Here is an 11,158-nt window from a genome sequence, read left to right as displayed (position 1 = left end):
GGTGTTCGCCGCCACCGGGGCCGGCCCGTTCGGCGACGGCGACGCGGCAACGCTGCTGTACCGGGCAGTGCACGCACAACCGAACCTCGACGGCGTCCCGGACGGGATACGAGCGATCGCCGCACGCTGCCTCGACCCGCGCCCGGAGCTGCGGCCCACGCCAGCCACGCTGCTCGCCGAGGTCGGCACCCCGGAGACCACCGACTGGCTGCCCGACTCGCTGCGCACCGTGGTCGCGGCGCACCGCCCGCCGACGCTGGCGTACACGGTGGCATCCGGGAACACCAGTAGCGCCGTGTTCCGCACCTCGCGGTTCTCGGCTCTGATGTGGGGATCCCTGACCGCGCTCGGCGCCCTGGTGTGCGCGGCCCTGTCCGGCGGCGCGTCCAAGGCCGGCGACGGCGGCGCGCAGTTGCTGTTCTTCATCGCCTTCGTGGTACTGGGCATCGCGGCCATTCGTCTGCTGTGGACGCTCACCCGACCGCGGTCCTTCGTGGAGGTTTCCAACACCGGCCTGGTCATCGGCCGCGGTGCGCGGCAGCGGGAGCTGGGCTGGCCGCAGATCGCACGGGTGCGCGTGGTGGCCGAGAAGCACCGGCCGTGGCTGGTGATCTGGCCGCACGAGGCGGACATCTCGGACATCGGCGCGGAGCACCACGGCGGGTTCCGGGTGTTCCCCGTCGGACACGAACGCCCCCGCCGCGCCCGCACCCGCGAGGCCCGCGAGCTGGGCGCGGCCCTCGGCTGGTACGGCGGCTCCCGTTACGACCCCGGCTCCTGATCGAGGCCCCCAGCGTCCCTTTCGCAGGAAACTGCCGGAGCGGTAGTGGAAGCCCTGTGCATCGGGAGCGTCCACCGTCTCGGGCAACCGCCACCTGTGGGCGATGATCAGTTCTCGTACAGCGGCGCGGAGTTCGGGGCTGAGGCCGTCGGCGCTGGGTTGATGCTGTTCGATCGCCTGCCAGAGGTCGACCAAATCATCAAAGCCGGAAACGCCCGACCCAGCACCGGTACCGGCGCTCAACATGAGAGGCACGCCCGGCGCGTCGAAGAGACGAGGGTCCTTCAACTCGGGAATGCGCTCCAGAAGGGAGGGGTGAGCGAGCACCACGGCGGCAAGTGCGTACGGGTCCGGCGGGACGTCCTCGCGATTCTCCAGGATGAACCGTACGAAATCATCGGCCTGCGGGACGTTGGTCGAGTGCGCACGCACCTTGAGCAGCATCTCCAGCTTATCCAGCGCCGAGTCGATCTCCTCGCGGTCGGTACCGGTGACGTCGGTCATCACCAGTGACTTGATCCCGCCGGGCTCGCGGTTCGACAGCGCAAGGGCGAGCCAGGGTTCGATCGTGTCCGACCAGACACCTCTCAGATTGGGTTGAGGTCTCCGTCGACCAGGACTTCGCCGAAGCGGACGACCCGCTCGGCATGCTCGTCACCGGCGAGTTTGGCGTGACGACGGGCGTCGGATCCGGCAACCGCGTATCCCTCGTTCAAGAACAACCCGCCGTCGTAGTAATCGAGGACCGAGAGCATCGCCCGCCATGACTCGCCGTCCAGCCCGGCGTGCCACAGCGCGAGCATCGACCGCCAGGGCACGAACGGATCGCCGTCGTTGCGGAAAAGTTCGTGCAGGGGCAGGCCGTCGCCATCGACACCACCCCCAGCCCCAACCTCAACCCCACCGACCCCCAGGTCACCACCGACGCCGACATCACCACCCAATCCGGCAACCTCGCCGGCCGCACCAACACCACCACCCCCGAGCACTACCAAGAACTCGGCTACGATCCGGCAAGTCAACAGTTCCGGCAGGCTGAAGCAGACACCGGAGTGCGAATCGAGAACGAACGTGGCGTCCATCTCACCAGATCACCTCAACGCGACGCCGGCCCAGACTGGATCGGCTCCGACGGCAAGACCTACGACGCGGTCGGCAACTTTGACAGCAGATACCTCGACCGCCAATGGCCCACGTTCCAGAACCGCATCCTCGATCATCTTAGGAAGGCCGACTTCGTCCCAGTGGACGTCTCAAAGTTCACCGCCGAACAGATCACAAGGATCAAGGAGTTCATTGAGCCTCTCGAACCAAGAGTCTTCCTGGTAGGCGAATGATGGCCGGCGACATTTTCGTATCGAAAGACCGCCATTGGGCCGCTTCATCCTGGAACTTTTATTGGGCTGCCGAGTTCTTGGTCAACAACGTCGAGGACGATAAAGCAGCGGCCTGGATCAGAGAAGTGATCGATGAACACATCATGATCATCGATCTGGATGGAGACTTCACACCGCCTGCGCGGCGGCTGATCCTACGGCTTCTTCGCGACAAGCTCATACCGGACGCCGAGAAGCGGTTTTCCCCTGACGACCCCGAGCGCGGTGGTGCCCTCAAAATCCTCCGGGAACTAGCCGACCTGGCTCGAGAGGTCGCTGAGCAAGATCGTCAGTCCTAGCGGCACGACGAGATCGGTGTGTTGGCCCGTGGCGTCGCCGTGTTGGCGCCTGGCGTCGATGTGTTGGCACGTCACGATGTCCGTATAGCGCGAGAAGCCAACACGTCAGCGCCAGCGGCAAACATACCGACGTGAGGGGCCAACATGGCGACGTGAGGGGCCAACATGCGGGTTACTTGTGGGAGCGGTGGCCCAGGGCTTCGGCGGTGTGGAGCTTGTGGGTGCGGGCCAGTTGTTCGATGAGGTCGGCGGGGGCGTCGGACTGGATGAGGTCGAGGATCTCGGTGTGTTCGGAGACCGAGGTGCGGGCGCGGCCGGGGACGAAGGCGAAGACCGAGCGGCGGATGGTGTCGAGGCGGGACCACTGCGACTCCAGGAGCGCCCGGAGGTTGGCGTTGGGGCAGCGGTCGTAGATGACGAAGTGGAACTCGCGGTTGAGCGCCGAGAAGTGGACGGGGTCGAAGTCGGACAGGGCGGCCAGCATGCGCTCGTTGACCTTGCGGGCGCGGGCGAGGTCGGTGCGGCGCATGTGCGGGGCGGCGAGGGCGGTGGCGTAGCCCTCGAGGACGGCGACGACCTGGACCGCCTCGTCGAACTCGTGCTCGTCGAAGGAGACCACGCGGGCGCCGACGTGGCGCTGGAAGTCGACGTAGCCTTCGGCTTCCAGGCGGCGGATGGCTTCGCGGACGGGGACCGGGCTGCTGCCGATCTCCCGGGCCAGCTCGTCGAGGACGAGGCGGTAGCCGGGGCCGTAGACGCCGCTGGTGATGCGCTCCCGGATGGTGTTGTACGCCAACTCGACCAGGGATGTCGGTGCGGGGGCGGCCATGAACAGATCGTACCCGGCTGAAAGCGGTTACAGGGCTTCAGATCGTATATGATTTGAGATAACATCGTCCGCATGAGCGACCGGCACCCGCTGGGGCCGCGCCCGACGAAGATCGTCGCGGTGCACGTCAACTACCGCAGCCGGGCCACCGAGCGGGCACGGCTGCCCGCGGTGCCGTCGTACTTCCTCAAGCCGCCGTCCAGCCTGTCCGGGGACGGCGCGGACCTGGTCCGGCCCCAGGGCTGCCGGGAGATGATCTTCGAGGGCGAGCTCGCGGTGGTGATCGGCGAGCGGGCCCGGCACGTCACGCCCGGCGCGGCGCTCCGCCACGTCGCCGGGTACGCCGCGGCGAACGACGCCGGCGTGCTGGACCTGCGGGACGTCGACCGCGGGTCGAACCTGCGCTCCAAGGGGCAGGACGGCTTCACCCCGGTCGGCGAGCTGATCACCGGCGATCCCGGCTCGCTGGTCCTGCGCACGTATGTCAACGGCGAGCTGCGGCAGGACACGACCGGCGACGAGATGCTCTTCCCGATCCCGCAGCTGATCGCCGACCTCAGCCGCACGATGTCGCTGGAGCCCGGTGACCTCATCCTGACCGGTACCCCGGCCGGCTCCGGCGTGGTGCAGCCGGGTGACGTCGTCGAGGTGGAGCTCGCCGGGAGCCGGGTGCGTAACCGGATCGTCGAGGCGGGTGAGCCGCTCGCCCCGTACGGCGCGCTGCCCGGCACCCCGCGGAACGCTCCGCTGGGACCGTCTACTATGGACCTACTGGACAGCGTCGGCACCGCGACGCTGTCCAGCCAACTGCGGAAACGCGGCATCGACCGGCACGCCGTCGGGGGTCTCCGCGCCACCCGGCCGGACCTGAAGCTGATCGGCTTCGCCCGGACCCTGCGCTACCTGCCGCTCCGCGAGGACGTGTTCGCCCGGCTCGGTGGTGCGGACAACGCGCAGAAGCGCGCCGTGGACACGTTGCAGCCGGGCGAGGTCCTGGTGATCGACGCCCGGGAGGACCACGGCGCCGGCACGATCGGCGACATCCTGGTGGCCACCGCGATCCAGCGCGGCGCGGCCGGCATCGTCACCGACGGCGGGCTGCGCGACACCGAAGCCGTTGCGGCGCTGGATATTCCGGCGTACTACGGCGCCTCGCACCTGGCCGTGCTCGGGCGCCGGCACGTGCCGATGGACCTGGATCTTCCGGTCGCGTGCGGTGGCGCGCTGGTGGAGCCCGGCGACGTGCTCGTCGGCGACCGGGACGGAGTGATCGTCATCCCGCGCGGCCAGATCGACGAAGTCGCGGCGGACGCGGCTCGACAGGAGCACGAGGAACGGTTCATCCTCGAACGGGTGCGCGCCGGCGACGGGCTGCGCGGCCTGTACCCGATGGATGCCCGGCGGCGCGCCGAGTACGAAGCCTGGGCACGGCGGGAGGCGCCATGAGGTTCCGCTCGGACCCGGCCCGGTTGCGCGGCGCCTACACGGCGATGGTCACGCCGTTCACCGGCGCCGAGGAGCTTGACCTGGCCGGGTTGCGGTCGTTCTGCAGCTGGCAGTTGGAAAACGGCGCGCACGGGCTGTCGATCGGCGGCTCCACCGGCGAGCCCGGCGTACTGTCCACTTCGGAACGGATCGCCGCGATGCGGGTGGTGGCCGAGGAAACGGCGGACCGGGTGCCGTTCCTGCCCGGCACCGGATCGCTCAAGCTCGACGAGACCCTCGAGCTGACCGCCGCGGCTTCCGAGTTGGGCGCGGACCTCGTGCTGATCGTCACGCCGTACTACGCGCGGCCCACGCAGGAGGGGCTCTACCGGTGGTACGCGCGGATCGCCGCGGAGTTCCCGGACCTGCCGATCGCGTTGTACAACGTGCCGGTCCGCACGTCCGTGGAGATCGCCCCGGAGACCGTGTACCGGCTGCGATCCGACCACGACAACATCGTCGGCATCAAGGAGACCACCAAGGACTTCGAGCACTTCTCCCGGGTGTACCACCGCTGCGGCCGGGACTTCCTGATGTGGTCCGGCATCGAGCTGCTCTGCCTGCCGCTGCTCGCGTTGGGCGGCAGCGGTTTCATCAGCGCGCTGGCCAACCTCGCGCCCGGCGCGGTGGCGAAGATGTTCGAGCACTACACCTCCGGCCGGCACGATGCGGCGATCGACCTGCACTACCGGCTGCATCCGTTGGTGGACCTGCTGTTCGTGGAGACGAACCCGGCGCCGGCCAAGTGGTTGCTGGCCGAGCTGGGGGTGCTGCCGAGCGCCGCGGTGCGCCCGCCGCTGGTCACACCCGGTGCGGCCGCGCAGTCCACGATCCGGTCGCTGTATGGGCAGGCCCGCGACCTGGTGCCGCTGCCGGCGGTGGCCCGGTGAGCCGGCCCGCCGGTGTCCCGGCCGTGATCGGGCACTACATCGACGGTGCCGCAACGGAAAGCGCCGGCGGTGAGCGGTTCGAGGTGCTGGAGCCGGCCACGAACGAACGGTACGGGTGGTGTGCCGCCGGCCAGCCGGTCGAGGTGAACCGGGCCGTCGCGGCCGCCCGGCGGGCCTTTGTGGACGGTCCGTGGCCAGGGCTGGCCAACCGGGAACGGGCGCGGATCCTGGTCCGGGTCGCCGATGCGATCGAGGCGCGGGACGCCCGGCTGGCCGAGCTGGAGTCGTTCGACACCGGGCTGCCGATCACCCAGGCGCGCGGCCAAGCGCGCCGGGCGGCGGAGAACTTCCGGTTCTTCGCCGACCTGATCGTCGGGCTGCACGAGGACGCGTTCCGGGTGGGTGACGAGCAGCTCAACTACGTGGTGCGCAAACCCGCCGGGGTGGCCGGGCTGATCACGCCGTGGAACACACCGTTCATGCTGGAGACCTGGAAGCTGGCGCCGGCGCTGGCCGCGGGCTGCACGGTGGTGCTCAAGCCGGCGGAATGGTCGCCGCTGTCCGCCTCGCTGCTGCCGGAGATCCTGGACGAGGCCGGCGTGCCGGCGGGTGTGGTCAACATCGTGCACGGCATCGGCGAGGTGGCCGGCGCGGCGCTGGTGGCGCACCCGGACGTGCCGCTGATCTCGTTCACCGGCGAGACCGCCACCGGGAAGATCATCGCTCGGAGCGCGGCCGACAATTTGAAGGCGCTTTCCATGGAGCTGGGCGGAAAATCGCCGTGCGTCGTGTTCGCCGACGCGGACCTGGACGCGGCCGTCGACGCGGCCGTGTTCCAGATCTTCAGCCTGAACGGGGAGCGGTGCACCGCCGGTTCCCGTTTGCTGGTGGAGCGCCCGGTCTACGACGAGGTGGTCGCCCGGGTGGCCGAGCGTGCCCGCAACGTGCGGGTCGGCCCGCCGGACGACCCGGCCACCGAGCTAGGCGCGTTGATCCACCAATCGCACTACTCGCGCGTACTGGGTTATGTGGCTTCCGGCAAGGAAAGCGGTGCGCGCCTGGTCGCCGGCGGAACCAGACCGATCGGTTTGGACAGTGGCAACTACCTGGCCGCCACGGTGTTCGCCGACGTCAAGCGCACCGACCGGATCTTCCAGGAGGAGATCTTCGGCCCGGTGCTGTGCGTGACACCGTTCGACACCGACGACGAGGCGCTCGACCTGGCCAACGAAACCCGCTACGGCCTCGCCGCGTACGTCTGGACCTCCGACCTCCGCCGCGCGCACCGGTTCGGCCACCGGATCGAGTCCGGCATGGTGTGGATCAACTCGCAGAACGTCCGCGACCTGCGCACCCCGTTCGGCGGGGTCAAGGACAGCGGCCTCGGCACCGAGGGCGGCCGGCACAGCGTCGACTTCTACAGCGAGTCGCGCATCATCCACGTCGCCCTCGAACCCTTGCCCGTCCCCAAATTCGGGAGGTTGCGATGGGCTCGCTCGCGCTCGCCGCCAAAATCACGCACGTGCCGTCCATCTGGCTGTCCCTTCAGGACGGTCCACACCACGGCATCCGCCGCCCCGCCGAACTCGCCCTCCGCGAACTCGGCCGCCGCGCCCACTCCCGCGGCGTCGACACGTTCATCATCGCCGACACCCACTGGCTCAACTCCTCCGGCTTCCACGTCAACGCCAAGTCCCAGCACTCCGGCTCCTACGCCTCACACGAACTCCCGCACTTCATCCGCGACCTCCCCTACTCCTACCCCGGCGACCACTCGCTGGCCGCCCTGATCGGCGAAGAGATCCACGCCGCCGGCCTGAAATCCCTCGTCCACGACATCAAGGACCTGGGCCTCGAATACGGCACCCTCGTCCCGATGCACCTGATGAACGCCACCGAACCCCGGATCCGCGTCCTCCCCATCGGCTGCAACATGTACTCCACCATCCCGGAGAACCTGGTTGTGGGCAGCGCCATCGCCCGCGCCGTCGAACGCAGCGACCGCCGCGTCGGCTTCCTCGCCAGCGGCTCCCTCTCCCACGCGTTCCCCACCAACGCACTGACCGACAAGTACTTGAACCGGATCAGCTCCGACTTCCACGCCCACATGGACCACGTCGTCCTGCGCATGTGGACGGAGGGCCGGATCGCCGAGTTCCTCGAGATGCTCCCGGACTACAACGTCAAGTGCTCCGGCGAAGGCGCCATGGCCGACACCGCCATGCTCTTCGGCGTCCTCGGCGGCGCGGAGTACGTTGGGCGGGGCGAGCAGCTCTGCGACTACTTCCCCAGCACCGGCACCGGCCAGGTCGTGGTGGACTTCACAGTGGACGGGTTGGGAGTGCGACAAAGGCGTCCTTCGTCACGCTGAGTGCGACGAAGGACGCCTTTGTCGCACTTGCCCTGGAGCCCACTCCAGGTCGTAGGTTCGAGGTGTGACCACACCTCAACACAAGATCGGCTCCGGCTTCGGCGCAACGAGCACCGCGGCCGAGGTCCTCGCCGGCATCGACCTCACCGGCAAACTCGCCATCGTCACCGGCGGCTACTCCGGCATCGGCCTCGAAACCACCCGGGCGTTGACCAGCGCCGGCGCCCACGTGGTCGTCCCTGCCCGCCGAGTGTCCACCGCGTCGGAGGCCCTCGCTGGCGTGGGCGACGTCGAACTCGACGAACTCGATCTGGCCGACCTCTCCAGCGTGCGTGTCTTCGCCGACCGCTTCCTCGCCTCCGGTCGCAGCATCGACATGTTGATCAACAGCGCCGGCATCATGGCCTGCCCCGAAACCCGGGTCGGCCCTGGGTGGGAGGCTCAGTTCGCCACCAACCACCTGGGACACTTCGCCCTGGTCAACCGCCTCTGGCCGGCCCTGGTTCCGGGCGCCCGCGTGGTGTCGGTGTCCTCCCGCGGGCACTACTTCTCCCCGATCCGCTGGGACGACATCCACTTCGAGCAGGGCTACGACAAGTGGCAGGCCTACGGCCAGTCCAAGACAGCCAACGTCCTGTTCGCCGTCCACCTCGACACCCTGGCCCGCTCGCGCGGCATCCGTGCATTCTCGTTGCACCCCGGCGGCATCCTCACCAACCTCGGCCGCTACATGACCGAACAGGACAAACTCGACCTCGGCATGATCGACGAGTCCGGCAACATCATCGCCACCTGGTTCAAAACCCCCGAACAAGGCGCCGCCACCCAGGTCTGGGCCGCCACCTCCCCCCAACTCGCCGGCCTGGGCGGCGTCTACCTGGAAGACTGCGACATCGCCGAACCCGCCCCAGTCCCCGCCGACATCAACAACCGCGTCGGCATTCGCGACTACGCCATAGACCCAAACCAGGCCGCCCGCCTCTGGGCCCTCTCTACAGAACTAACCGGCACCAACGCCTTTGCCTAACCCTCACCGCTGCCGGTCAGCTGGTCTACGCTCCTTTGACTCGCCTGTGTGTTGGGATGATTGGGTCCGTAGGTGGCCCCGTCGATGGCCAAGGCACGCTTGGCCAATGGTCGCGCAGCGGCCAATTCGCCTAAATCGGCCAGGATCGAGGCGAGGATGCGCAGGTTGGTCGCGACATTAGGGTGATTGGGTCCGTAGGTGGTCTCATGGATGGCCAAGGCACGTTCAATCAACGGCCGTGCAGCGGCTGGGTCACCCAGGTCGTACAGGTTCAAAGCGAGGTTGTTCAGGTCGATGGCAACCTCAGGGTGATCAGGGCCGTAGATAGCCTCGTCGATGGCCAAGGCACGTTCATTCAACGGCCGTGCACTGGTTGGGTCACCCAGATCGCGCAGCAGCTCAGCAAGGTTGATCAGGTCGATGGCAACCTGGGAGTCGTCGGGCCCGTAAGTGGCCTCGTCAATGGCCAAGGCACGCTCGAACAACGGTCGTGCACCGCCTAGGTCACCCAGGTCGTACAGACTCACAGCGAGGTAGTTCAGCGAGACGGCGACATCGGGGTGATTGGGCCTGTAGGTGGTCTCGCATATGGCCAAGGCATGTTCATGCAACGGACGTGCACCGGCTGGGTCACCCAGGTCGCGCAGTAGCTCACCGAGACTGTTCAAGTGGTCAGCCACTTCGAGATGGTCGGGCCCGTAGGCGAGCTCGGCGATGGCTAGGGCGCGCTCAAACAGAGGCAGGGCTTCACGGCCGCGGGCGTGGACCTGGAGATATGTACCTGTCCGGTCCAGCAGCCAGGACACCGCCTTGGCAGTTGTGCCGTTGTCTCCCTCAACCGAACTGTTGGTCGCAAAATGATCCGCAGCGGTCCGGACATGTGGGAGTAAAACGGCCCACCGCGGCCAGGCCTCGGGCGTGCGCAAGATCTTCGTAGGCGCGTCCACGCGTAGCAGGCGCAGCGCCACCTGCAGGGACGTCGGCTGTGGTGGTTGATCAGCGTTTTGGTGACACAGGCGGACAGCAGCCTGGACGAGCCGGTGGAGTTGGAGGCCGGCCGGGGTGCGTTTGGCCAGCGAATAGTCGACTAGTGTGGATACTGTCTTGTTGAACGCGACGGCACTTGCGACTGCTTGGGCTAGTGCAGTTGGGATCTCGCCGGGGTGGCCGGTGAACAGGTCAAGTGGGATGGCTTCGGGAGCAAGGTAGGCGCAAATGCCGAGCAGCTCCATCGCTTCGGGAGCCTCGCGAGCGATTCGGTCGAGGCTGAGGTTCCAGACCGTGGACAGAGAATGGCCGTGGGCGTGGACGACGCCTTCGGCGAGCATCACCTGTGTGGACGTTCGCAGCAGGTTCAGGTATTCAGCGGCGGGGGTTTGCGTGCGGTCGAGATAGGCGGCTGCTTGTTCCAGGCCGAGCGGGAGTCGCCCGAGTTGGTCAGCGAGCTGCTCGGCGAGGTCCTCGTCGAGCGCGGGGACGCGGGACCGGAGCAACTGGACAGCAGCCGGGAGGTCGATCACGTCGAGGTCCAGGACGTGTCCGATGCTGCCGAAGCCGCCGCGGCGCGTGGTGACGATGACATGTCCGGGCGTGCCGGCTTGGAGTGGAATGCTGGGCAGCCACGGCCGGATTCCGGCCACGGAGTCGGCGTTGTCGAAGATCAGTAGCCAACCGGCGGCGGCGCGCAGTGCGTCGTGGACCTGCTCGCGCATCTCGTCGGGATCGTTGGCTGGAGACAGACCCAGCTTGCGCGCCAGGGCGGCGAACTGGTCGGGGATCGTGGTGGGGTCTTCGGCGGTGATTGACCACACCACGTCGTAGTTCGAGGCGTAGGTGTAGGCGAATTCGATCGCGAGCTGGGTTTTGCCCACTCCGCCCAAACCGTGTACCGAGTGGACCGTCACGGTGGACCTGGAGGACAGATCCCGAGCAAGGGCGGCGAGAGCAGCGTCGCGGCCCGTAAAGTTTGGATTCCGTGCCGCCACTTTCCACACTGTGGGCAACGCGCCCGGGAACCTAGCGGGCCGAGGCACAGCCCGGCCGGGGAACCTCGGCGCCGTTGCCGGTTTGGCGCGGCCGGATAGCGCGTCTGCGACCGCC

At 68.0% G+C, this 11,158-nt stretch carries 10 protein-coding genes and 2 pseudogenes; 9 read left to right on the top strand and 3 right to left on the bottom strand.

All coding sequences use genetic code 11. From position 1 onward, the window contains the following. A pseudogene (locus VGR06_RS18230) lies at window positions 1-781 on the top strand (hypothetical protein); the annotation flags it as partial. A gap of 96 nt (window positions 782-877) precedes the next feature. Beyond that, complete coding sequence (locus VGR06_RS18225) at window positions 878-1,294, top strand: hypothetical protein (RefSeq protein ID WP_327560285.1); 417 nt, start codon at window positions 878-880, stop codon at window positions 1,292-1,294. 74 nt (window positions 1,295-1,368) lie between these two features. On the opposite strand, the gene VGR06_RS18220 is transcribed toward VGR06_RS18225, so the two are convergent. After that, complete coding sequence (locus VGR06_RS18220; RefSeq protein WP_327560284.1) at window positions 1,369-1,584, bottom strand: hypothetical protein; 216 nt, start codon at window positions 1,582-1,584, stop codon at window positions 1,369-1,371. Window positions 1,585-1,629: 45 nt separating this feature from the next. On the opposite strand from VGR06_RS18220, the gene VGR06_RS18215 reads away from it, so the two are divergent. Both VGR06_RS18215 and VGR06_RS18210 read left to right on the top strand, forming a co-directional pair. Continuing rightward, the gene (locus VGR06_RS18215; RefSeq protein WP_327560283.1) at window positions 1,630-2,118 is read left to right on the top strand and encodes a hypothetical protein; all 489 of its coding nucleotides are present in this window, start codon (window positions 1,630-1,632) and stop codon (window positions 2,116-2,118) included. Further along, window positions 2,115-2,456: a hypothetical protein gene (locus tag VGR06_RS18210; RefSeq protein WP_327560282.1), complete on the top strand. Its 342-nt coding sequence runs from the start codon at window positions 2,115-2,117 to the stop codon at window positions 2,454-2,456. The genes VGR06_RS18215 and VGR06_RS18210 overlap by 4 nt, the downstream gene beginning before the upstream one ends. Window positions 2,457-2,628: 172 nt before the next feature. Here VGR06_RS18210 and VGR06_RS18205 read toward each other — a convergent pair whose 3' ends face one another. Then, window positions 2,629-3,285 (bottom strand): GntR family transcriptional regulator, encoded by a 657-nt coding sequence (locus VGR06_RS18205; RefSeq protein ID WP_327560281.1) that lies wholly within the window; start codon window positions 3,283-3,285, stop codon window positions 2,629-2,631. A gap of 72 nt (window positions 3,286-3,357) precedes the next feature. On the opposite strand from VGR06_RS18205, the gene VGR06_RS18200 reads away from it, so the two are divergent. From VGR06_RS18200 to VGR06_RS18180, 5 genes and pseudogenes are all read left to right on the top strand, one after another. Continuing rightward, the gene (locus tag VGR06_RS18200; protein WP_327560280.1) at window positions 3,358-4,731 is read left to right on the top strand and encodes a fumarylacetoacetate hydrolase family protein; all 1,374 of its coding nucleotides are present in this window, start codon (window positions 3,358-3,360) and stop codon (window positions 4,729-4,731) included. Then, the gene (gene dapA / locus VGR06_RS18195) at window positions 4,728-5,660 is read left to right on the top strand and encodes a 4-hydroxy-tetrahydrodipicolinate synthase (RefSeq protein WP_327560279.1); all 933 of its coding nucleotides are present in this window, start codon (window positions 4,728-4,730) and stop codon (window positions 5,658-5,660) included. Before VGR06_RS18200 ends, dapA begins: the two co-directional genes overlap by 4 nt. Then, a pseudogene (gene hpaE / locus VGR06_RS18190) lies at window positions 5,657-7,141 on the top strand (5-carboxymethyl-2-hydroxymuconate semialdehyde dehydrogenase); the annotation flags it as partial. The gene dapA and the pseudogene hpaE, both read left to right, overlap by 4 nt. A gap of 5 nt (window positions 7,142-7,146) precedes the next feature. Then, window positions 7,147-8,031: a 3,4-dihydroxyphenylacetate 2,3-dioxygenase gene (gene hpaD, locus VGR06_RS18185; RefSeq protein ID WP_327560278.1), complete on the top strand. Its 885-nt coding sequence runs from the start codon at window positions 7,147-7,149 to the stop codon at window positions 8,029-8,031. A gap of 64 nt (window positions 8,032-8,095) precedes the next feature. Next, the gene (locus tag VGR06_RS18180; RefSeq protein WP_327560277.1) at window positions 8,096-9,058 is read left to right on the top strand and encodes an SDR family NAD(P)-dependent oxidoreductase; all 963 of its coding nucleotides are present in this window, start codon (window positions 8,096-8,098) and stop codon (window positions 9,056-9,058) included. Here VGR06_RS18180 and fxsT read toward each other — a convergent pair. Beyond that, window positions 9,055-11,043 carry an FxSxx-COOH system tetratricopeptide repeat protein gene (fxsT, locus tag VGR06_RS18175; protein WP_327560276.1) on the bottom strand — a complete coding sequence of 663 codons (1,989 nt, stop codon included), beginning with the start codon at window positions 11,041-11,043 and terminating at the stop codon, window positions 9,055-9,057. The genes VGR06_RS18180 and fxsT overlap by 4 nt on opposite strands. Window positions 11,044-11,158: the final 115 nt, after the last annotated feature.

The sequence above is a fragment of the Actinophytocola sp. genome (genome assembly GCF_036002505.1).
GTDB lineage: Bacteria > Actinomycetota > Actinomycetes > Mycobacteriales > Pseudonocardiaceae > DASYTH01.
This window is presented reverse-complemented; position numbering and strand designations above follow the sequence as displayed.

Coding starts and splice junctions, on each gene's coding strand:
- VGR06_RS18200 (WP_327560280.1), top strand. CDS start 3,358: ATGAGCGACCGGCACCCGCTGGGGCCGCGCCCGACGAAGATCGTCGCG.
- hpaD (WP_327560278.1), top strand. CDS start 7,147: ATGGGCTCGCTCGCGCTCGCCGCCAAAATCACGCACGTGCCGTCCATC.
- VGR06_RS18210 (WP_327560282.1), top strand. CDS start 2,115: ATGATGGCCGGCGACATTTTCGTATCGAAAGACCGCCATTGGGCCGCT.
- VGR06_RS18220 (WP_327560284.1), bottom strand. CDS start 1,584: ATGCTCGCGCTGTGGCACGCCGGGCTGGACGGCGAGTCATGGCGGGCG.
- VGR06_RS18205 (WP_327560281.1), bottom strand. CDS start 3,285: ATGGCCGCCCCCGCACCGACATCCCTGGTCGAGTTGGCGTACAACACC.
- dapA (WP_327560279.1), top strand. CDS start 4,728: ATGAGGTTCCGCTCGGACCCGGCCCGGTTGCGCGGCGCCTACACGGCG.